At 61.7% G+C, this 21,461-nt stretch carries 16 protein-coding genes; 12 read left to right on the top strand and 4 right to left on the bottom strand.

Going from position 1 to position 21,461, the window contains the following annotated elements; translation table 11 throughout:
- Window positions 1-167: 167 nt before the first annotated feature.
- Window positions 168-2,360 (bottom strand): transglycosylase domain-containing protein, encoded by a 2,193-nt coding sequence (locus tag ACTQV4_RS07900; protein WP_441569582.1) that lies wholly within the window; start codon window positions 2,358-2,360, stop codon window positions 168-170.
- Between the two features lie 160 nt (window positions 2,361-2,520).
- Between ACTQV4_RS07900 and ACTQV4_RS07895 the strand changes: the two genes are divergently transcribed.
- The 4 genes from ACTQV4_RS07895 (at window position 2,521) to ACTQV4_RS07880 (ending at window position 8,883) form a co-directional block, all read left to right on the top strand.
- Window positions 2,521-4,479, top strand: a complete 1,959-nt coding sequence (locus tag ACTQV4_RS07895) for a U32 family peptidase (RefSeq protein ID WP_441569581.1) — start codon at window positions 2,521-2,523, stop codon at window positions 4,477-4,479.
- Window positions 4,480-4,575: 96 nt separating this feature from the next.
- On the top strand, window positions 4,576-5,787 hold the full coding sequence (gene tyrS, locus ACTQV4_RS07890) for a tyrosine--tRNA ligase (protein WP_154516034.1): 1,212 nt from the start codon (window positions 4,576-4,578) through the stop codon (window positions 5,785-5,787).
- Between the two features lie 274 nt (window positions 5,788-6,061).
- Complete coding sequence (locus tag ACTQV4_RS07885) at window positions 6,062-7,882, top strand: adenine deaminase (RefSeq protein WP_441044634.1); 1,821 nt, start codon at window positions 6,062-6,064, stop codon at window positions 7,880-7,882.
- A gap of 206 nt (window positions 7,883-8,088) precedes the next feature.
- A complete protein-coding gene (locus ACTQV4_RS07880; RefSeq protein ID WP_427794984.1) occupies window positions 8,089-8,883 on the top strand; it encodes a Cof-type HAD-IIB family hydrolase in 795 nt (264 codons plus the stop codon).
- A gap of 118 nt (window positions 8,884-9,001) precedes the next feature.
- On the opposite strand, the gene ACTQV4_RS07875 is transcribed toward ACTQV4_RS07880, so the two are convergent.
- The 3 genes from ACTQV4_RS07875 to ACTQV4_RS07865 form a co-directional block, all read right to left on the bottom strand.
- Complete coding sequence (locus tag ACTQV4_RS07875; protein ID WP_154516024.1) at window positions 9,002-9,844, bottom strand: Cof-type HAD-IIB family hydrolase; 843 nt, start codon at window positions 9,842-9,844, stop codon at window positions 9,002-9,004.
- An 87-nt stretch (window positions 9,845-9,931) separates the two neighbouring features.
- A complete protein-coding gene (locus ACTQV4_RS07870) occupies window positions 9,932-11,350 on the bottom strand; it encodes a citrate synthase (protein WP_441044635.1) in 1,419 nt (472 codons plus the stop codon).
- A 77-nt stretch (window positions 11,351-11,427) separates the two neighbouring features.
- Window positions 11,428-11,715 carry an ACT domain-containing protein gene (locus tag ACTQV4_RS07865; protein WP_006235289.1) on the bottom strand — a complete coding sequence of 96 codons (288 nt, stop codon included), beginning with the start codon at window positions 11,713-11,715 and terminating at the stop codon, window positions 11,428-11,430.
- Window positions 11,716-12,064: 349 nt separating this feature from the next.
- On the opposite strand from ACTQV4_RS07865, the gene rpmE reads away from it, so the two are divergent.
- The 8 genes from rpmE to ACTQV4_RS07825 all read left to right on the top strand — a co-directional run bounded on the left by rpmE (window position 12,065) and on the right by ACTQV4_RS07825 (window position 21,190).
- Window positions 12,065-12,490 (top strand): 50S ribosomal protein L31, encoded by a 426-nt coding sequence (gene rpmE, locus ACTQV4_RS07860; RefSeq protein ID WP_154516018.1) that lies wholly within the window; start codon window positions 12,065-12,067, stop codon window positions 12,488-12,490.
- 191 nt (window positions 12,491-12,681) lie between these two features.
- Window positions 12,682-13,785 carry a hypothetical protein gene (locus ACTQV4_RS07855; protein ID WP_441044638.1) on the top strand — a complete coding sequence of 368 codons (1,104 nt, stop codon included), beginning with the start codon at window positions 12,682-12,684 and terminating at the stop codon, window positions 13,783-13,785.
- A complete protein-coding gene (locus ACTQV4_RS07850) occupies window positions 13,772-14,044 on the top strand; it encodes a hypothetical protein (RefSeq protein ID WP_427794657.1) in 273 nt (90 codons plus the stop codon). Before ACTQV4_RS07855 ends, ACTQV4_RS07850 begins: the two co-directional genes overlap by 14 nt.
- A 156-nt stretch (window positions 14,045-14,200) precedes the next feature.
- Window positions 14,201-17,008 (top strand): preprotein translocase subunit SecA, encoded by a 2,808-nt coding sequence (gene secA / locus ACTQV4_RS07845; protein ID WP_441569580.1) that lies wholly within the window; start codon window positions 14,201-14,203, stop codon window positions 17,006-17,008.
- Window positions 17,008-18,156: a peptide chain release factor 2 gene (gene prfB / locus ACTQV4_RS07840; protein WP_441540492.1), complete on the top strand. Its 1,149-nt coding sequence runs from the start codon at window positions 17,008-17,010 to the stop codon at window positions 18,154-18,156. The genes secA and prfB overlap by 1 nt, the downstream gene beginning before the upstream one ends.
- A 162-nt stretch (window positions 18,157-18,318) precedes the next feature.
- Window positions 18,319-19,209, top strand: a complete 891-nt coding sequence (locus ACTQV4_RS07835) for a YitT family protein (protein WP_441048319.1) — start codon at window positions 18,319-18,321, stop codon at window positions 19,207-19,209.
- Between the two features lie 207 nt (window positions 19,210-19,416).
- A complete protein-coding gene (locus ACTQV4_RS07830) occupies window positions 19,417-20,247 on the top strand; it encodes a transketolase (protein ID WP_154516003.1) in 831 nt (276 codons plus the stop codon).
- 1 nt (window position 20,248) lies between these two features.
- Window positions 20,249-21,190, top strand: coding sequence for a transketolase family protein (locus ACTQV4_RS07825; protein ID WP_427793358.1), 942 nt, complete (start codon window positions 20,249-20,251; stop codon window positions 21,188-21,190).
- The last annotated feature ends 271 nt before the right edge of the window (window positions 21,191-21,461 follow it).

Below are 21,461 nucleotides of genomic sequence, written 5' to 3'. Positions count from 1 at the left end.
CGCACGTAAACAACGCCAGCTAAGACGGTAGAAATACAGGGGCGTCGGTTTTGAGCTGACGCCCTTTTTGTGACAGTCCTGTCGTGGCATCTCGATTGCGCGCGATATGCCATGTATGTCCCAACAAAAAGCGCCCGAGCATTTGAGCTGCTCGGGCGCTTTGCTATCTACTGACCTGTGGAGGGATCGGGGGTCGGGCTAGGGCTGGGATCGGGGGTCGGGCTAGGGTCGGGGCTGGGGCTGGGGCTGGGGTCGGGGCTGGGGCTGGGGTCGGGGTTGGGAGTAGGGGTGGTACCGCCGCCATCGCCTTCGCCGCCGGTGTTACCGCCCTCGCTGCCGCTCCCGCCGGTGGTCTCCTCCTCTTCTTCCTCGTCTTCGTCCTTATCCTCGCCCTCTTCCTTCTTCTTGTTGTTTGTGCCGTAGAACTTCCAGACGTTATTGTTCTTGTACGTGGGAGCCGTTCCGGTCGGGAACTCCTCGCGCACGGCGCCCGCAAGAACGGTGTTCATGAACTTCTTAAAGACGGGCAGGTTGGTGCTGTCGCCCAGCAGGTCCGAACCGTACTTTTGGATGGGAATCTCGCCTGCGGAATAACCGGTCCACAGGGCGCATGCCAGTTGCGGCGTGTAGCCGCAGAACCACAGGTTGGTGGTGTTGTCAGTGGTGCCCGTTTTGCCGGCATAGGGCTGGTTGACGTTCAGCGCGCCGGCGGCACCCGTGCCGCTGCCCTGCATGACGCCGGATAGAACGTCGGTAACCGCGGCAGCCTCGCCTTCGGTGAGCACCCGCGTGGGATTGTCGGTGTGCTGGTACAGAACCGAGCCGGTACGCGAGTCGATCTCGGTGATGGCGATCGGCTGGCGATAATAGCCGCCGTTGGCAAAAGCGGCGTAGGCCGATGCCATCTCGAGCGGTGAGATGGACCCGGTGCCGAGCGTCATGACGGGAACGTCCTCGATATTGTCCTTGGCGGGATCGATGCCGAGCTTTTTGACGAGCGACATGATCTTGTCATTGCCGATGGCTTCGGCCACCTGAATGTAGCCGGTGTTGGATGAGTATGCCGTTGCCTGCTTAAGCGTGATGTTGCCATAGCTCTGGTTGCCATAGTTTTGCACCTCGGTCGTGGTGCCCTTGGCCTTGAGTGGCGAGTTGCAGTTGAGACTGACGTTGGGGTTCATGCCGTTTTGGATGGCAGTTGCCAGCGTAAAGGCCTTAAACGTGGAGCCCACGGGGCGCTTTGCCGTAGCGTGGTTCACGTGATTCTCGTCGGCGTTGTAGTCGTAGCCGCCCACCATGCACTTGATGTAGCCGGTCTTGGGGTCAACGACAACCATGCCCATGTCCAGGCCATCGAGCGAAAGCGTGTCGAGCTGTGAGCGCACAGCCTCCTCGGCTACCTGCTGCATGGTGGGGTCGATGGTGGTCTTAACAGTCAGGCCACCCTTAAAGAGCACGTCGGTGGAGAACTCCTGCTCGAGCAGCTGCTTGACATAGGAGACAAAGTAGGGCTGTGAGTACACATCGACGCCGCTGCCCGAGATCTCGGTCACGTTGAGGGTGATGGGCTCAGCCTGCGCGGCATCGTGCTCTTCCTGCGTGATGTGGCCCAGGCGCAGCATGTTGTCGAGCACCTTATTGCGGCGGGAAAGCGCCAGGTCGGGATTGACCGTGGGGTCGTACTGCGAAGGCGAGTTGGGCAGACCGATGAGCAGCGCGGCCTCGCTCAGGGTGAGGTCGGAAGCACTCTTGGAGAGGTAGGTCTCGGCGGCGGCCTCGATGCCATAGGCGCCGTGGCCATAGTAAATGGTGTTGAGGTACATCATGAGGATCTCGTCTTTGGAGTACATGTCCTCCATCTTGATGGCGATATAGGCCTCGCGCACCTTACGCTCGATGGTCGAGTCGAACTGCTCCTCCTGCAGGATGGTGTTGCGCACCAGCTGCTGGGTGATGGTCGAGGCTCCTTCGTGGCCGCCGGCAAGGGTTGCCACCGAGGCACGCGCGATGCCCAAGAGGTCGATTCCGCCGTGCTCGTAGAAACGCTCGTCCTCGACGTCGATCGTGCCCTGCAGGACGTACGGGGAGACCTGGTCCTTGGTGATGGACTTGCGGTTTTGGGTATAGAAGCTGGCGATCTTGTTGCCGTTGCAGTCAACAATCTCGGTAGGCTCGCTGACCAGATAGGCGTTGGCGTCGGTGTAGTCGGGCAGGTCGGACAGCCAGCGGTTGACGTTGCCGATCATGCCGATGCCAAATGCTACGCCCGCGATGAGCAAAAAGCCCAAAAGCGAAAGCAGGATGACGGGCAGGACGTGCGTCTTAGAGCGACCGTGTCCCTGTCGTTGGCGAGGACCCATATGTTGACCTCCAAGTATGTCGTGCCAGGCGGCGGGTGTGCGTCGGGCAGGATGGACATAAGTTATTACACGATAAACCAATCGAGCCGCGCGAAGCCTCGTGTATGCTGGTTGACGGCAATTAACAGAGCGATTGCATACCTTGGTAAGGAGTTTGCCGATGGCGATTTGGGCGACTGAGCCTAGCAGACAATGCGGGAATGGGACGCCAACATCGGGGCTGGCACTGCCCGAGCTGTTGGCTCCGGCTGGCGGGCTCAATCAGATGCTCGCCGCGATCGCGGCAGGTGCCGATGCCATTTATGCCGGGTTGAGCGGATTTAACGCCCGCGTGAGTGCGCACGGGTTTAGTGATGACGAATTTGCGCGCGGGTGTGCCGTGGCGCACGCCCATGGTGCGCGCGTGTACGTGACGCTCAACGTATTCGTGTTCGACGATGAGCTGTCCGAAGCCGTGGCACTGGGGGCACATGCGCATGCGCTGGGCGCCGATGCATTGATCGTGGCAGATGCGGGCCTAGCCCGCGCGCTGCATGCGGCAATTCCGGGGGTCGAGATTCATCTGTCCACCCAAGCGGGCGTCCATAGCAAGGGGGCCGTGCGTTTGGCGGCTGACGAGCTGGGGGTCGAGCGCGTGACGACGGCGCGCGAGCTGACCGTGGCAGAGATTGTGACGCTCTGCGCTACCGGTGTGCCCATCGAGGTGTTCTGCCATGGCGCCATATGCATTGGCTATTCGGGCGCGTGCGAGTTTTCGGCTCTGCGGCGCGGACGGTCGGCGATGCGTGGCGACTGCACGCAGCCGTGCCGCCTGGCATACGATTTGGTGGATGAGGCTGGGGAGAGCGTCGTTGCCGTCGAAGGCGATCGTCTGCTCTGCCCGCGTGACTATCTGGGCATTGCTCATTTACCCGAGCTTGTTGCTGCCGGGGTGGCGTCGCTCAAGATTGAGGGTCGTATGAAGAACCCCGACTACGTCTACAACGTGGTGCGGGCGTGGCGCCGGGCGCTCGATATGCTGCGTGATGGCGCGTGGGATCCCGATGCCGTGCAGGCGCTCGAACGTGAGCTGGGAAGGTCGTTTAACCGCGGGTTTACCGACGCGTATCTGCGAGGCCTCTCGGGCGCGGAGCTTATGAGTTTTGAACGCGCGATCAACCAGGGCGTGCGTGTGGGCCGTTTGGTTGCCGTGGGACACGAGGAAGTGACCGTCGAGCTCGATGCCGCCGTGGCGGCGGGCGATACGCTCGAGATCAGGTTTTACCCGGGCGCCGACGCGCGTCCCGATGTACCTAAACGCTGGCCGCAAGTTCCCTGTCCGGTGGATGCCGAGGCGGGGGAGCGCATCGTTGTCCATTGCAAGCGCAAGGTCGACGCGGGCTGCGAAGTGTATCTGATTCGCAGTGCTGGTGTGCTTGAGCAAACGGCGGCGGCACTGGAGCGCATGCGGGCCGAGGCCGATGCGGTCGTGCTTGCGAAACGCGCTGTCGAGACGCTGCCGTTTGCGGGCGTTCTGATGGATAGCGGAACGCAGCCGGAAGAACCTGCAGAGTCTGTCGCCGCTCGCTTGGTCTTTGCCTGGCAGCTGATGGACCAGGACCCAAACGAAGAGCTCGACCTGTCCGATGCGACTGTTGTGCTCGACGAGGTCTGCCGTGTGGGCGATATCGAGCGGACTCGGTCGCTCATGCAGCGCGCCGGCCGCATCGTCTGTCGTAATCTGGGACAAGTGGCGATAGCTCGCGAACTGCGCGTCGTCTTTGACGTGGCAGCGCCGGTGTTCTGTGCGAACCGGGCAACGCTCGCCTGGTTGCGAGGGCTTGGGGCGCAGCGCGTGTTTTTGCCTGCCGAACTTGTCGCTCACGATGCGAAACGCGTTGCCGAGCTTGCCGCCTGTCCTGGCGTCCTGGGCCCCGTCGATACCGATCGTCCCGAGCTCATGGTGTGCGAGCACTGCCTGCTGACCGCCGAGGGCGTCTGTGCCACCGATGCGACGGGACAGGCCTGTTGCCGCGACTGCTTGCGTCGCCGGCAGACGCGCTATCTGGTCGATCGTGACGGTACACGTTTGCCAGTTGCCATCGACGCATGCGGCAGGACGAGGATTTTCCTGTCGTAGGTGCTGCGTCGCGTCAGTTTGTTATCATATGAGAGTTTATGGACTTCCAGCACCGCCGTTTTCGGCGAGGGTGCTATAGCAAAAGGAGGATACCCAATGCTGTCTGTTGACGAGCAAATGCGTATCATCACCTCGGGCGCCGCGAAGATCGTCCCCGAGGCCGACCTTCGTAAGAAGCTTGAGAAGGGTGAGCCCCTCAACATCAAGCTCGGCGTCGATCCCACCAGCCCCGACCTGCACCTGGGACACGCCGTGCCCCTGCGCAAGATGCGCCAGTTCCAGGACCTGGGCCATAACGTCACCCTGATCATCGGCAACGGTACCGCGCTGATCGGCGATCCTTCGGGCAAGAACTCCACCCGCCCGCAGCTTTCTCAGGAGCAGATCGAGGCCAACGCCGAGACCTACGTGAGCCAGGCCATGAAGATCTTGGACCCCGAGAAGACCACCATCGTGCACAACGGCGACTGGATCTTGTCGATGGACCTGGCCGGTCTGCTGCAGGTGTGCTCCAAGTTCACCGTCGCCCGCATTCTTGAGCGCGATGACTTTACCAAGCGCTATCAGTCACAGACGCCGATCGCCCTGCACGAGTTCCTGTATCCCGTGATGCAGGCATACGATTCGGTCATGATCAAGGCTGACGTGGAGATGGGCGGCACCGACCAGCTTTTCAACCTGCTCGCCGGCCGTGAGCTCATGGAGAAGATGGGCATGGAGCCGCAGATCGCGCTCACCATGCCGCTGCTCGAGGGCACCGATGGCGTCCGTAAGATGTCCAAGTCCTATGGCAACTACATCGGTCTGACCGACGCGCCCAAGGATATGTTCGGCAAGACTATGTCCATCCCCGACGAGATGATCGGCAAGTACTACCGCCTGGCGAGCTCGCTCACCCCGGCCGAGGTCGACAAGATCGACGCTGCCCTGGCCGATGGCTCTGCCGATCCCTATGAGCTCAAGCGCGCTCTGGGCCGCGACCTGTGCGACACCTACCACGGCGCCGGTGCCGGCGACGAGGCTCAGGCCGAGTTCGACCGCGTGTTCAAGGAGGGCCAGCTCGCCGACTTCCCCGAGAAGCATATTGAGCTGACTGTAAACGACGAGGGCCAGATTTACCTTGCCGGCCTGCTCAAGGACCTGGGTCTTTCGGCCAGCGCCGGCCAGGCTCGTCGCGACATTGACGGCGGCGGTGTCAAGATCAACGGCAAGGCCGTGGCTCCCAAGAGCTACAACATCGACCCCAGTGCCCTCAAGCTGGGCGACACCCTCTCCGTGGGCAAGCGCAAGGGCTTCAAGTTGGTCTAACGAGCAAGTTGACCTCACAAGTGCAACAAGGCCGCAGCCGGGATTTCCGACTGCGGCCTTTTTGGCACTTAGGGACGATCCTTTTGTGCCGGCACTTTGGGACACTCCTTGTCAGTGGTGCAAAGCAGCCTGTCCCCATTGCGCCAAGCGGTGTGTGCCGTTAAGCAGAGGGGCGTATTGCTGGCCCATCGTTTGGGCATACAATGGCTATTGGCTTGCTGCGGTGAAGGTCTGTCCGCTCCGCAGCTTTTTTTCTACGGTTAAAGGAGTATGTATGTCCGTTGAGGTCATGAGGTCTGTGATCGATGCCGCCGAGGGCCGCGTGCCCGTCGACACGCTGTTTGCCAACGCACAGATCGTTGATGTGTACGGTCAGCGCGTGGCGCCCGGTAGCGTCGCCGTCAAGGACGGCGTGATCGTCGGTGTTCTCTACGATGGTCGAGATGACGCTGCTGGTACGTACGAGGCAGCTGAGGTCATCGACTGTCAGGGTCGCTATCTCGCACCCGGTTTTATTGACGGGCACTTGCATATCGAGTCTTCGAACATCCGCCCTGCCGAGTATGCGCGCATGGCGGCGACGCGTGGTACCACCACCGCTATTGCCGACAGCCACGAGATCGCTAACGTTTCCGGCCTAGACGGCCTGCGCTTTATGATCGAGGACGGTTGTCGCGCGCCCATCTCCATCAAGTACATGATGCCTTCGTGCGTGCCCGCACTGCCCGACGAGCAGGCCGGTGCCGTCATCACCGCTGCCGATATGCAGGCGTTTTTTGCCGAGCATCCGGGCGACGTCTTTGGTCTGGGCGAAATGATGAACCTGCCGGGTGTCTTTATGGCCGACCCCGAGACCTGCGCTCGCATCGATGCTGCCAACCAGACACCGTCCAAGCAGGTTGACGGTCATGCTCCGCTTGTTGCCGGCAAGGATCTCAACGCCTATGCCGCGGCGGGTATTATCGCCGACCACGAGTCGACGATTCCCGAGGAAGCGCTCGACAAGCTATCCCGCGGCATGTATGTGATGTTGCGCGAGGGTACGTGTAGCCACGACCTGGCCAACCTGTCGCCGATGCTGCTGGAAAACCCCGCCCGTGCTCGCCGCTGCTGCTTTGCGACCGACGACCGCGCCCCCTCCGACGCGCTTTCGACCGGCATGATCGACAACGCCTGCCGCGTGGCCATCGAGGCCGGCATCGACCCGGTGGTCGCCATCTCTATGGCGTCCCTTTCCACGGCCGAGGCCTTTGGCCTGGACCACGGCTGTCGTGACCCGCATGAGCTCCGCGGCGCCATCGCTCCGGGCAAGCGTGCCGACCTGCTGGTGCTCAACGATCTGACGTTTGCCACGGCCCCGCATCGCGTATATGCCGCCGGTGCTCTGGTGGCGCAGGATGGCACCTTTGTGGGCGAGATCGCACCCGAGATGGCTGAGGTTGCAGCCCTTGCCGACGAGCTGCGCGCCTCTGTTAAGCTGCCGAAGCTTTCGCTCGACGTGTTCGACTATGCCTTTAAACCGGGCGAGGCTGTGATTGACGTGGTGCCGGGTAAGGCCATCACGGGTATGGCTCGCCCCGAGAGCGCCGAGGGCCTGCGCCGCATTATGCTGATTGAGCGCCATGGCCGCGGCGTGTCGCTGCAAGCCGAGGGCGTCGACGGCGACGGCCCCGCTGGCCTGGGCCTGGTCGGCAAGCATATCGGTCGCGGCTGGGTGCGCGGTTTCACCATCACCGGTGGTGCCATTGCCTCCACGATCGGCCACGACTCGCACAACGTGTGCGTGGTGGGCGACAACGCCGCCGATATGATGGCTGCTGTTGAGGCCGTGGGCCAGGGCGGTCACGTGCTGGTGCGCAACGGCGAGGTCGTGGCGCGCATTCCGCTAGCGCTCGGTGGCCTGATGAGCGAGGGCACGGCCGAGGATGTCGCAGCGCAGCACGACGACTTTATGGTCAAGGCGCGCGCCATGGGTATTGAGCCGCCGCTCGACCCCATCATGGGCATCATCTTCCTGCCCCTGCCGGTCATCCCGACGCTCCGCATCCGCCCCGAGGGCATGTTCGACGTCACCACCTTCACCTACGCCGACTAGTCATCGGGGACGTTCTTAAACGACTAGTCGCTGGGGACACTCTTTGGCGTGTCGCCTGACGCCGCGACCGTGGGCTCTCTGGCGCGCGTGAGCTATTTGCCAGGTCTATGTAACGTTTATGACTGCGGGGTCTTATTTGAGCTCCCTTTGGGTACGTTGGAATCGGATACACGTTCGATTCCAGCAAGCCCGAAGGGAGCTTTTCTATGTTTAAGCTGATTGCATCCGATATGGACGGCACGTTGCTTGACGAAAACGGCCAGGTGCCTCCCGAGACCTACGAACTGATTTTGGCGCTACGCGAGCATGGCGTGCATTTTGCCGCATCGTCAGGCCGCCGCTACGATCGCCTGTGCGAGTTCTTTGCGCCCGTTCGCGACAAAATGGACTTTGTCGCAGCTAACGGTGCCCAGGTCTACGCCGACGGCAAAATGGTAGGCCGTGAGGTGTATTCGCACCTGGCGATTCGAAAGCTAGCCCAGGCCGTCGCGACGTTTCCCAATCTGCATCTTGCGCTCTTTGACCGAACCAAGTCCTTCTTGCTCGATGACGAGAGTAAGTTCGTGCGCGAGGTGGATAAGGACCTTCCCAATGCCGAGCGCATTTGGGAGCTGCCCGATCCCAGCGTAAATATCATCAAGGCGAGTATCTTTTGCGACGATGGTGCCGTTATGGACAGCGCTTACGTACTGCAGCGCGAGCTCGGCCAGTTCTTTACCTTTGCGCCTTCGGGCAACGCGTGGATCGATGCCATGCAGCCCGGTGTGTCGAAGGCCTCGGGCATCGCACAGCTCATGGAGCACTATGGCGTCGAACGCGACGAGGTCATGGCGTTTGGCGACTCGATGAACGACTACGAGATCATTCGCTTTGTCGGCACGGGCTGCGCGATGGAAAACGCGCGCCCCGCGCTCAAGGCAGTCGCCGATCGCGTGGTGGGGTGCAACCGCGACCACGCCGTCCAGCAGGAGCTCCGTCGCGTGCTGGAGAGTCTCGCCTAATTCGGCAGATGGGGACAGTCCTTGCAGCGCCCCGCGAAGAGTGCCCCCAACGACTACTGTGACCAGGGTAGCTAAAAAAGCCCCGTCCCAAATTAGCTACCCTGCCGGGTTGCTGCTGCTAGGCGAGGGCGGCCATGATGGCGCGGGCGACGCCGTCATGGTCGTTGTCGTATTCGGTGATGGCGCCGGCGGCTTCGCGGTCCTCGGGCTCGGCATTGATCATCGCCGTACCGTGGCCCGCTGCCTGCAGCATGGGGATGTCGTTGATGTTGTCGCCGAACGCCCAGGCGTCGGCGAGAGGCTCGCCCAGATGCCCACATAGCCAAGCCAATGCCGTTCCCTTGGTGGCGCCCCCGCCCATGACCTCGATATTCATGGCGTACGAACGCGTGACCTCAATGCCTTCGAGTGTGTCGAGCGCCGCCACGATAGCGTCGCGGTCGGCTGAGTCGTGCCAGTACATGGCGATGCGTTCGAGCACCTCGACCTCGTCGATTTTGCTGTCGATATCCATGTCGATCGGCGTTCGCGTGCGCTTGAGCGAAGCCGCGATGTGAGGATCTCCGCCGCAGAATTCGTCCAGGCGCGTGTAGAGCGAGCGGGGGAGGAAGCACTGCCCGTCCGCGAAGATATCGAAGGTCACATCGTGGCCAGCGGCAATGCTATGGACGCGGTGGGCGATGGCGCGGTCGAGCGGTCGGCTCAATATGCGCGTGGCGCGTGAGGCATCGGTGGGCACATCCTCGTCGAGCTGCCAGACGCTAGCGCCATTGGCGCAGACCGCGTAGTGCACGGCGGGATGGGCGAGGATGGCCTCAAAGACGCCCGACAGTGGACGCCCCGTGCACGGTACAAACTCAATGCCGCGACGTGCGAGCTCGTCGAGCATCGCCCAGGTGGCGTCGCTCATCTGCTTGTCACTCGTCAACAGTGTTCCATCCATATCGGAAAAAACAATCATTCGATGCAGCCCTTTCTGCTGGCATAAAAAGCGTGGCCGAGGGCGGTGATGCCCTGGCCACGCTCGTGTTCTATAACGGTGCGCGTCCTAACGGTCGGCGAGCGGCTTGTACTCCAGTGGCTCGATCACCGGACGGTATGCCGGGCGAATAATACGGTGTGCGCAGAAGAGCTCTTCCATGCGGTGTGCCGACCAGCCTGCCATGCGGGCCACGGCGAACATCGGCGTAAAGAGCGTCTCGGGTACGCCGAGCATCTTGTAGATAAAGCCCGTGTACAGGTCAATATTGGCGCAGATGGGCTTGGTCATGCCATGGTCGCGCATGACCTGGGGCGCCAGGCGCTCGATGCGCTCGATCAGCGCGAATTCCTCGCCCAGATCTTTCTTGGCGGCGAGCGAACGTGCGTAGTGGCGGCAGACCTCGGCGCGCGGGTCGCTGAGCGTGTAGACGGCGTGCCCCATGCCGTAGATGAGCCCCGTGCCGTCAAAGGCCTGCTTGTCGAGAATCTTGCTCAGATATGCAGCGACCTCGTCATCGTCTTCCCAGTTGGAAACATGCGCGCGAATGTCCTCGTGCATGGATACGACCTTGGCGTTGGCACCGCCGTGACGCGGGCCCTTGAGCGAGCCGATAGCCGCGGCGTAGGCGGAATACGGGTCGGTGGCCGAAGAAGACAGCACGCGGCAGGCGAAGGTGGAGTTGTTGCCGCCGCCGTGCTCGGCGTGGAGCATGAGCATCACGTCGAGCAGCATGGCCTCGTCGCGGGTGAACGCCATGCCGCCGCGCAGCACCTGCAAAATGGTCTCGGCCGTGGACAGGCCGGGCGTGGGGTGCGGCACATGCACCTCGGAGCCGCGACGCTTGGCGACCGAAGCCATGTGCGCGAAGGCGGCAATACGGGGCAGACGGGCGAGCATGGAGATGGCAACATCGATCTCGTGCTCGGGGGTGATCACGTCGGGCTCGGCGTCGAAGGCATAGAGCAGCAGCACGGCGCGCTGAAGCACGTTCATGATGCTCGACGACACCGTGGTCATCGGGAATTCCTTAACGTACTCGTCGCTCAGGTGCCTAAACGCGCCCAGACGCCCGCAAAAGCCGTCGAGCTCATCCTTGTTGGGCAGCGAGCCCGTAATGAGCAGGTAGGCGACCTCTTCGTAGCCATAGCGGTCCTCGGCCTGGGCATTGTTGACGAGGTCCTCGATGTTGTAACCACGCAGCGTGAGTCGACCCTTGTCGGGCACGACCTGGCCGTCGACCTTGTTGTAGCCGTGCACGTCCGAGATACGGGTGAGGCCCGCGACCACGCCCGATCCGTCGGCATTGCGAAGACCGCGCTTAACATTGTGCTCGACAAACAGGCCCTCGTCATAAGGCTCGGTGGGCATGCCGTAATACAAATTTTCGCTTTCGGGCGCAATCTGGCGGCTGGCCTCGTAGTCCAGGACCAGGCGGCTCAGATGGTCATCGAAGCGGTAGTAGATTTTCTTGGCGTCGTAGGCCATGCGCGCTCCTCTCCATGCTACGTCGGGACGGTACGCTTGGACGCAGAAGCGCCCGCCTGCCCCGGGCGGCTCGTTCGCTACAGGCGGTACATAAAGTTAAAGACGTCCTCGCGCTGGATGGACACGTTGACGCCCGAAAGCTCGCCGGCCTCGGCCAGCGCCTTCTGCAGCTCGGCGAAGTCGAGCTTGGACTCGGCGGTGTCGGCCAGCATGGTCATGGTGAAGATGTCCTCGATAATGGACTGCGTAATGTCGCGGATGTCGACATTGGCCTCGCCCAGGACACGGGTGACACCGGCGACGATGCCGGGGCGGTTCTTGCCAAGGACGGTGATGACGATGCGGGAGGACGAGATCTCGGCCATGGGAAACCCTTTCGCGTGTTGGCGGCGCGCGCGGGCGCTCCGCTACGGTACAGTGTTCATCATTGTACCTGTCTGGCGCAAAAAGGGGCACGCTCGCTGCGGCGTTACACGTCTGCAACATGGAGCGCTTGTCTCGTAGGGTGTTTTTTTGGCACCCTGGACAGATCGGGCGGCTCTGTTGGCGCCGCGATCGGGTAGATTCGCCTGTGCGCTCCGGCGTAAAGACCGTGAACCTTTTGTGGGACGCTCTACACCGTGGTAACATAGCCGAGTTTGTTGTCTTGGTCGGAAACCAAGACGCCTTATGCGCTGATCGGTAACCAGCGCCTGACCAATAAGGAGTCCTACCATGAAGCAGGGTATCCATCCCCAGTATGTCGAGTGCACGGTGACGTGCTCCTGCGGCAACACCTTCAAGACGCACGCTACCGTGTCCGAGATGAGGGTCGAGCTTTGCAACGAGTGCCACCCGTTCTACACCGGCCAGCAGAAGTTCGTCGACACCGGTGGACGCGTCCAGCGCTTCGCCGACAAGTTCGGTGGCGCCGCTGCCGCCCAGCTCAAGAAGGCCGAGGAGGCCAAGGCCGCCAAGGCCGCCAAGGCTGCTGAGGCCGAGGCCGCTCGCAAGGCCGCCGCTGAGGCTAAGGCTGCCGAGAAGGCCAAGCGTGCCGCTAAGTTTGCCGAGGAGGCTGCCAAGCAGGCCGCCGAGGCTCCCGCAGAGGCTCCCGTCGAGGAGGCCGCTGCCGAGGCCGAGACCACCGAGGCTGCTGAGTAAATAGCTCGCCGAGGAATCGCTCGCATTCATGGCAAAAGGGCCGTGCATCCAATTGGGTGCACGGCCCTTTTCTTATCGACGCAAAGTAGCACGTCCTCTTTGCACCGAACGGTGGGGATTTTTCGTTTGCCCAGATAAAACCTGCCAAAATAAACCTGTCCCTTTTTGGCAGGTAACCGATAGGAGGCTACGTGGACACATCGACGTCCTTGGGCAATCGCGAGCTCGCGGTGGCAAAGAAGCGTGCGCTCGATGCTGCCTATTTTAGGAAGGGTATCGCTGTCGCGGCGCTTTCGAGCTGCATGTATGCGCTGTACACGGCCTTTGTTACCGCCGGTCAGCTCTTTGGCGTTTGGGCCGGTTGGTTCGATGCATTTGCTCCCTCCGGCCTTTTGGCGGTATTCATCTTGCCCACAATCGCCTCGGGCGTCAATGACGTGTTGAGTGCCGTCTGGGCCACGTTTTTCACTGCCGGTCAGGGCAAACTCGCCGACCTAGGCCGCTGCATCGCCTCAAAGCCCGGCGTCATCGTTATCGCCGCCGCCTTCATTGGCGGGCCCATCGCTTCTGCCGCCTACGTTATCGCGCTTTCGCAGGCAGGCACGCTTGCCGTGCCCATCGCCGCGCTCAACCCCGCGATCGGTGCGGTGCTCGCCCGCGTGCTCTACCGACAGCCGCTTAGCCCCCGTGTCGTTACCGGCATCGTTGTCTGCGTGGTCGCCGGCGCCATGATCGGTAGCGCCGGCCTGAGCGGGCAGGCATCTTTCGGCATGGCGCTTGGCCTGGGCCTGGCGCTGTTAGCCGCCCTGTGCTGGGGCGTCGAGGGATGCGTGGGCGGCCGCGCCACCTGCATGATCGATCCTCAGATCGCCATCAACATCCGTCAGCTTGTCTCGGGGGTCGGCAACCTGTGCTTGGTACTGCCGGCCCTAACCTTGGCATGCGGAGAGCCCCTTGGTCAGAGTTACGTCCTTGTCGCCCAAGCGCTCACCGACAAATCCTCCGTCGTGTTTTTCGCCTGCTCCGGTTTTGCCGCCTACTTTTCGTTTATGAGCTGGTATCGCGCCAACTCCATGTGCGGCACGGCGCTGGGCATGGCCATCAACGGCACCTATACCTTTACAGCGCCGCTGTTTACGTGGATTATCGTCGGCCTGGTCTTGGGCTTTGACGGCTACGCGCTTCCGTCCGTCGCATGGGTGGCGGCCGTCGTCAACCTCGTCGGCATTTGCCTGATCGCCGTGAATCCCCTCGACATGGTTAAAAAGGACGGTGATCGGGATGCTTCCGCTTAACTATGCCATGCTCGATTATTTTGTTTGCCATGACGAGGCTTGCGTCGACGATGTGATGGCCGATCTCGCGGCCGAGTATGCATCGTTTGCCGCCTTTGCAAGGCCGCGCATGCAGGAGGCGCTCATGACCGCGCACAAGAATGGCCTGATTGACGAGGCGCGCTTTGATTTGAATGCCGAAGGCGAGCTTCGCGTCTACTATCGGGCGAGCGCCGAGCAGCGCAAAGTTATCGGCGCCTATCTGGGCCGTAGCCACTAAAATAAAACGTCCCTTTTTGGCAGGTCGGTCGTAGTTATTACGTGGGGGATGAGGTCGAGCGTATAGCGTGCGTCCCGTTTGGCTAAAGTACAACTATCTGTGTTTAACTCGCCCAGTGCAGTGCGCTACGGGCGATGGCCAAAAAAGGAAAACCACATGGGATTCATGTCAAAGCTGCTGTCCTTTGGATCCGATAAGGACCTTAAGCGCTACTACAAGATCGTTGACCAGATCAACGGGCTTGAGCCTCAGTTTGAGAAGATGACCGAGGAGGAGCTTCGCGGCCAGACCGATAAGTTCCGCGAGCGTTATGCTAACGGCGAGTCGCTTGACGACATGCTCCCCGAGGCCTTTGCCACCGTGCGCGAGGCTTCAAAGCGCATCACGGGCATGCGTCACTTTGACGTACAGCTCATCGGCGCCATGGCGCTGCACGAGGGTCATATCGCCGAGATGAAGACCGGCGAAGGCAAGACGCTCGTCTCCACCCTGGCCGGCTATCTTAACGCCATCGCCGGCAAGGGCGTGCATGTCGTTACCGTCAACGACTACCTGGCAAAGCGCGACTCCGAGTGGATGGGCCGCATCTACAAGTATTTGGGCATGACCGTTGGCCTGCTGCAGAACAACATGCCGCTCGAGCTTAAGCGCCCGGCCTACCAGGCCGATGTCACCTACGGCACCAACTCCGAGTTTGGCTTTGACTACCTGCGCGACAACATGGTCACCCGCCCCGAGCAGCGCGTCCAGCGCGGCCACAGCTACGCTATCGTCGACGAGGTCGACTCCATCCTGATCGACGAGGCCAGGACCCCGCTGATCATCTCGGGCGCCGGCACCAAGTCGGCCAGCACCTACAAGGACTTCGCGCGCGCCGTGCGCGGGCTGGAGCGCGGCGAGGACGTGTCGCACGATATGCTCACCGCCACCGAGGACGTGGAGCCCACGGGCGACTACGTCATGGACGAGGCCAAGCACACCATTGCCGCCACCGAGCGCGGCCTCAAGAAGATCGAGCGCCGCCTGGGTATCGAGGACATCTACGCCGACCTTTCGGGCCAGCTGGTCAACCACCTGCAGCAGGCGTTGAAGGCCCAATACATGTTCCACCGCGACAAGCAGTACGTCGTTACCAACGGCGAGGTCAAGATTGTCGATGAGTTCACCGGCCGCATCATGGAGGGCCGTCGCTACTCCGAGGGCTTGCATCAGGCTATCGAGGCCAAAGAGGGCGTGCTGGTGCGCGAGGAGAACCAGACCCTTGCCACCATCACCCTGCAGAACTACTTCCGTCTGTATGACAAGCTCTCCGGCATGACCGGTACGGCGCTTACCGAGGACGCCGAGTTCCGCGAGATCTACAAGCTGCCCGTCGAGGTCATCCCCTCCAACAAGCCCGTGCAGCGTGTCGATCACGAGGACCTGGTGTACCGCACCATCCAGGCCAAGTACAACGCCGTTGCCAATGATGTCGAGCAACGTCACGCCAAGGGCCAGCCGGTCCTGGTCGGTACCGTCTCCATCGAGAGTTCCGAGAAGCTGTCGGCAGCCCTTACCAAGCGCGGCATCGCGCACGAGGTCCTCAACGCAAAGCACCACGAGCGCGAGGCTCATATCGTTGCCCAGGCCGGTCGTTACGGCGCCGTGACCATCGCCACCAACATGGCCGGTCGTGGTACGGACATCTTGCTGGGCGGCAACCCCGACGAGCTAGTGCGCGAGCGCCTGGAGTACGAGGGCCTGACCATGGAGGACGTGACGCCCGAGCAGCTCGAGCAGTTTAACGTCGAGGCCAAGGAGACCTGCAAGGCCGAGCGCGAGCGCGTGCTTGCCGCCGGCGGTCTGACCGTCATCGGCACCGAACGCCATGAGTCCCGCCGTATCGACAATCAGCTGCGCGGCCGCTCCGGTCGTCAGGGCGATCCGGGCGAGACCCAGTTCTACCTGTCGCTCGAGGACGATCTGATGCGCCTGTTCGGTGGCGACAAGATGGACCGCGTCTCCAAGATGATGGTCACGGCAGAAATGGGCGACGACATGCCCATCCAGCACAAGATCATCTCCAAGGCCGTCGAGAGCGCCCAGCACAAGGTCGAGAGCATCAACTTCTCCATGCGCAAGAGCGTTCTTGAGTACGACGACGTGATGAACAAGCAGCGCCAGGTTATCTACGCCGAGCGCAACAAGATTCTGGACGGTAAGGACCTGACCGACCACATCACCGAGGTCATGCACGACACCGTGTACCGCTGCGTGCAGGAGTTTTGCACTAAGGACAGCCACGACGGCGAGCGCGACCTCGATGGCCTGCGCAAGTGGGTCGTGGAGCTGACCGGCCATATCGATACGCCCAAGTTCCCCGACGAGGATTACGAGGCCCTGGCCGCCGATGTCCTGACCTACGTTGAGAAGTGCTACAACATGAAGGCCGAGCGCTTGGGCGAGGACCTCATGCGCGAGCTCAATACTCAGGTTATGTTGCGCGTTATCGATACCCGCTGGATGAACTACCTGCAGGAGATGGACTATCTCAAGACCGGTATCGGACTGCGCGGCTTTGGTCAGCGCGACCCGCTGGTCGAGTACAAGACTGAGGCCTATGGTGCCTTCCAGATGCTCGTTGACACCATGTACGAGGATTACCTGCGCACCGTCCTGCGCATCGAGATCAAGGCCGCCCCGCAGGCTGTGGAGCGCAAGGAGGACCCCGCGCTCGAGGGTGCGCGCTTCTCCGGCCCCGCCGACGTCGATGGCGACAACGGCAACTCGGTCCTGCGCAAGGAGGCACGGGCGCAGGCTCGCACGGCCGTCCAGGGCGGACCGGCAGCTGTCAACAACGGCGCTAAGGTGACCACCTACCGCAAGTCCGAGAGCGACGACCCGTATGTCAACGTGGGCCGCAACGAACCGTGCCCTTGCGGCAGCGGTAAGAAGTTCAAGTACTGCCACGGCAGGAATCGTTAATGGCGGATGCTTTAGAGGTAACGCCCGCCGAGCTGGACAAGTTTGCGGACCGGCTCGGCGAGGTTGAGTCGTATCTTCATTTGGACGAGAAGCGCACCCACGTGACCGAGCTTGAGGCCAAGAGCGTCGCTCCCGGCTTTTGGGACGACGCCGATGCCGCTCGCGCCACGATGGAAGAGATTGCGCGCGCCAAGGAGGATATCGCCGCCGTGGATACCGCGCGCGGCGAGCTCTCCGATGCCCGCGCGGCGCTGGAACTTGCCGAGGAAATGGGCGATGACCCCGATGCCGCTGCACTGCGTGAGGAGGCTGCCGCCACGGCTGATCGTCTGGCGCGCGCCATCGATGAGCTCGAACTTTCGAGCTGGTTTACCGGCGAGTTCGATCACGGTGACGCGATTGTGACCATCAAGCCCGGACAGGGCGGCTTGGAGGCGCAGGACTGGACCTTCATGCTCTTTAAGATGTACATGAAGTACTGCCAACGCCGCGGCTGGAAGGTCACCATCAACGATTGCCCCGCTGCCGAGGTCATTGGCATTGATCGCGCGACCTTTACCGTTGAGGGCAAGGATGCCTTCGGTATGCTTCGTGCCGAGGCCGGCGTTCACCGTTTGGTGCGCATTAGCCCCACCGATGACAAGAAGCGTCGACAGACTACGTTTGCCGGCGTCGAGGTCATTCCGGTGCTGCCCGACGATATCGATATCGAGATCAACCCCGACGATATCCGCGTCGACGTGTACCACGCAAGCGGCCCGGGCGGCCAGGGCGTCAACACCACCGACTCCGCCGTGCGCGTGACGCATTTTCCCAGCGGCATTGTAGTGACCTGCCAAAATGAGCGCAGCCAGATTCAGAACAAGGCCGCGTGTATGCAGATTCTCAAGGCCCGCCTGTACGAGATTGAGCTCGAGAAGCGCGCCGAGGCGCTCGACGAGATCCGCGGTCCCAAGACCACGATTGGCTTTGGCAACCAGATCCGCAGCTACGTGCTCTATCCGTATCAGATGGTCAAGGACCTGCGCTCGGGCGTGGAGACCAGCAACGTCGACGCCGTTCTCGACGATGGCGACTTGGATCCGTTTGTGATCGGCTACCATCGCTGGGCTACCGGCAATGCTGATGCGGAGTCTCCGTCCGCTTAAGCCCCGGGTGAGTCACGGACCGACACTAAACTCTGGACAGGCGGTTTTATATCCAGAGCAAACCCGCCGCGGGGTGGTTTTTCCTCGGCGAATCGGTAGAATCGAATACGGTAAGAAGTTCAAAGCGCACCCAAGGGGGTGCGCTTTTTTGAGGGAGGTAGCATGGCATATCGTCTGGATATCAAGCGCATTCTTTCAATGAACTTCTTCCGCGATCTACCCCAGATCATGCTTGGATGCGCTTTGGCGGCCATCGCGACCGACCTGTTTTTGATTCCCAACGGTCTTGCCGCCGGTGGCGTTACGGGCCTTGCGACTATTATCCAGGCGGTCGGTGCCGCGCGGGGCGTGTCGCTGCCCGTCGGTATCCAAACCATCGTGATGAATGCCTTGCTGTTGCTGGTCGTAATGCGCGAGGGCGGCATGTTCTATGTGGTACAGACGGCGACAGGCTTTGTGCTACTGGGCTTCTTTACCGACCTGTTTGCCCCGTTTGTAGCGCCTCTGGCAGATGCAGACCTGATGCTTCCCGCTATGTGGGGCGGCATTATCACGGGCATTGGTTACGGCATGGTGTTACGCGCCGGCGCCAACACCGGCGGCTCCGACACCATCGGCCAGATTATCTCGCGTAATACCTCGCTGCCGGTGGGTTCGACCGTCATGGCGATCGATGTCGCCGTATGCGCGGCATCGGCCCCCGTCTTCTCTCTGGAGAACGCGCTGTATGCAGGGCTTTCGATGGTAATTAGCGGCTATGTGATCGACGCTGTGGTCGACGGCGGCAACAAGCGCCGTATGGTGCTCATCATCTCGGAGAATTTCCCCGATATCGCGGCCGATATCATGTATGGCCTGGGTCGCGGCTGCACTAAATTTAAGGCGACCGGCATGTATTCGGGCGCGGAGAAGCCGGTGATTATGGTGATCGTTAGCCGCCGCGAGCTCAATACACTCAAGACCATCGTGCGCGAGCGCGATCCTCAAGCTATCGTGACGGTCGCCGACGTTACGGAAGCCTTCGGCGAGGGGTTCAAGGACATTAACGCGTAGGGCAGACTGCGCTCCATCCAAAAGACGTTCACATTGATAAACCGATTCATCAGCGGTTCTGCCTGCTAAATTATTCAAATAATGATAAAAACTCTGGTAAAGCCTTCAGTTTCCAGCATAATGAATGGCGCACGTGCATTGTGGCAGGGTTGGGATTACCTTCTGCGCCGTGCGCATCTTGTCTAAAGAGGATGAAAGGAAGGCACAATGAGCGACGAAGAGCTCAAAAAGGTTGCCAACGAGGTAAGGAAGGGCATCGTCACCGGCGTGCACGCTGCCAAGTCCGGCCATCCGGGCGGTTCGCTCGGCTCTGCCGACATCATGACTTATCTGTACTTTGAGGAAATGAATGTCGACCCGGCCGATCCTCGCAAGGCCGACCGCGACCGCTTTGTGCTCTCCAAGGGCCATTGCGCTCCGGGTCTGTACGCCGTGCTCGCCGAGCGCGGATTCTTCCCCAAGGAGGACCTCGAGACGCTGCGCCATATCGGCAGCCACCTGCAGGGCCACCCCAACATGAACGATACCCCGGGCGTCGACATGTCCACCGGCTCGCTGGGCCAGGGCATCTCCGCCGCCGTGGGCATGGCCGTCGCCGCCAAGCACTGGGGCGATACTTACCGCACGTACGCCCTGCTGGGCGACGGCGAGAGCGAGGAGGGCCAGGTCTGGGAGGCCGCCATGTTTGCCGGCAATCAGCAGCTCGACAACCTCTGCGTGATCGTTGACCACAACGGTCTGCAGATTGACGGTCCCGTCGAGGAGGTCAACGATCCCATGCCGCTCGCCGACAAGTTCCGCGCCTTTAAGTTCCACGTGGTGGAGCTCGCCGACGGCAACGACTTCGGTCAGATTCGCGCCGCCTTTGCCGAGGCTCGCGCCACCAAGGGTCAGCCTACCGCCATTATCGCCGAGACCATGAAGGGCAAGGGCGTTTCCTTTATGGAAAACCAGGTTGGTTGGCACGGCAAGGCCCCCAACGATGAACAGTTTGAGCAGGCCATGGCAGAGCTCACGGCCGCCGGAGAGGAGCTCTAGGATGGCAGACGTCAAGAAAATCGCCACGCGCGTAAGCTACGGCGAGGCCCTCGTTGAGCTCGCTGCCGAGCACGACGACTTTGTGGTCCTCGACGCCGACCTGGCTGCCGCCACGCAGACCGGTAAGTTTAAGGCCGCCTGCCCCGACCGCTTCTTTGATGTGGGCATTGCCGAGAGCAACCTGATGGGTGTCGCCGCCGGTATCGCGACCACCGGTCGTACTGCCTTTGCGAGCACCTTTGCCATGTTTGCCGCCGGCCGCGCTTTTGAGCAGGTCCGTAACTCCATCGGCTATCCGCACCTCAACGTCAAGATCGGCGCCACGCACGCCGGTATTTCGGTGGGCGAGGACGGTGCCACGCACCAGTGCTGCGAGGATATCGCCCTTATGCGTGTTATCCCTGGCATGACCGTGATTGTCCCGGCCGACGACGTAGAGGCCCGCGCCGTGGTCCGCGCCGCCTACGAGTGCGACGGCCCCGTGTACATGCGCTTTGCCCGCCTGGCCTCGCCGGTCATCAACGACCCCGAGACCTACAAGTTCGAGCTGGGCCGCGGCATCGTCATGCGTGAGGGCGCCGATGTGACCATCATCGCCTGCGGCCTGATGGTTGGCGAGGCTCTCGAGGCTGCCGAGCAGCTCGCTGCCGAGGGCATCGACGCCGAGGTCATCAACATGCACACCATTAAGCCCATCGACGCCGATCTAATCGTCAAGAGCGCCGCCAAGACCGGCCACGTCGTGACCGTCGAGGAGCACTCCGTGATCGGTGGCCTGGGCAGCGCCGTTGCCGACGTGCTCTGCGAGCAGTGCCCGACGCCGCTCAAGAAGATTGGCGTCAACGACACCTTTGGCGAGTCCGGTCCGGGCGCCGAACTCCTGCACAAGTACGGCCTGGATGCCGCCAACATCGTGGCAACCACCAAGGAGTTCTTGGCCTAGGGCAAGACGAGGCAAAGTATCGCTTCAGCAACCGTAAGCAAGCCAGAACAGGGGCGCACCCAAAGAGGGCGCCCCTGTTTTTTGTCGGTAACAAACAAATCGGGCCCGCATCAAGCAAGGGCTTCCTCCGGGAAGCGGGCCCCGTCCGGAGGCTGGTGGGGGTTGATTTCCGATCTCAGCCGAACACATTGAGCTGATGGCACGCTCCCGCAGTCAACCGAACGCCCCCGAGGTCCTATCCGGGACCCGGGGGCGGCATTTTCCCAGTTGA

Origin of the sequence: Collinsella sp. LCP19S3_B11 (assembly GCF_052121915.1) — a bacterium.
Taxonomy (GTDB): Bacteria; Actinomycetota; Coriobacteriia; order Coriobacteriales; family Coriobacteriaceae; genus Collinsella.
This window is presented reverse-complemented; position numbering and strand designations above follow the sequence as displayed.

Bases quoted from the DNA above. Each gene is read 5' to 3' on its own strand.
- ACTQV4_RS07885 (WP_441044634.1), top strand. From the start codon at position 6,062: ATGTCCGTTGAGGTCATGAGGTCTGTGATCGATGCCGCCGAGGGCCGC.
- prfB (WP_441540492.1), top strand. From the start codon at position 17,008: ATGGCGGATGCTTTAGAGGTAACGCCCGCCGAGCTGGACAAGTTTGCG.
- ACTQV4_RS07830 (WP_154516003.1), top strand. From the start codon at position 19,417: ATGAGCGACGAAGAGCTCAAAAAGGTTGCCAACGAGGTAAGGAAGGGC.
- secA (WP_441569580.1), top strand. From the start codon at position 14,201: ATGGGATTCATGTCAAAGCTGCTGTCCTTTGGATCCGATAAGGACCTT.
- ACTQV4_RS07875 (WP_154516024.1), bottom strand. From the start codon at position 9,844: ATGATTGTTTTTTCCGATATGGATGGAACACTGTTGACGAGTGACAAG.
- ACTQV4_RS07835 (WP_441048319.1), top strand. From the start codon at position 18,319: ATGGCATATCGTCTGGATATCAAGCGCATTCTTTCAATGAACTTCTTC.
- ACTQV4_RS07870 (WP_441044635.1), bottom strand. From the start codon at position 11,350: ATGGCCTACGACGCCAAGAAAATCTACTACCGCTTCGATGACCATCTG.
- ACTQV4_RS07850 (WP_427794657.1), top strand. From the start codon at position 13,772: ATGCTTCCGCTTAACTATGCCATGCTCGATTATTTTGTTTGCCATGAC.
- ACTQV4_RS07865 (WP_006235289.1), bottom strand. From the start codon at position 11,715: ATGGCCGAGATCTCGTCCTCCCGCATCGTCATCACCGTCCTTGGCAAG.
- ACTQV4_RS07900 (WP_441569582.1), bottom strand. From the start codon at position 2,360: ATGGGTCCTCGCCAACGACAGGGACACGGTCGCTCTAAGACGCACGTC.
- tyrS (WP_154516034.1), top strand. From the start codon at position 4,576: ATGCTGTCTGTTGACGAGCAAATGCGTATCATCACCTCGGGCGCCGCG.
- ACTQV4_RS07895 (WP_441569581.1), top strand. From the start codon at position 2,521: ATGGCGATTTGGGCGACTGAGCCTAGCAGACAATGCGGGAATGGGACG.
- ACTQV4_RS07825 (WP_427793358.1), top strand. From the start codon at position 20,249: ATGGCAGACGTCAAGAAAATCGCCACGCGCGTAAGCTACGGCGAGGCC.
- rpmE (WP_154516018.1), top strand. From the start codon at position 12,065: ATGAAGCAGGGTATCCATCCCCAGTATGTCGAGTGCACGGTGACGTGC.
- ACTQV4_RS07880 (WP_427794984.1), top strand. From the start codon at position 8,089: ATGTTTAAGCTGATTGCATCCGATATGGACGGCACGTTGCTTGACGAA.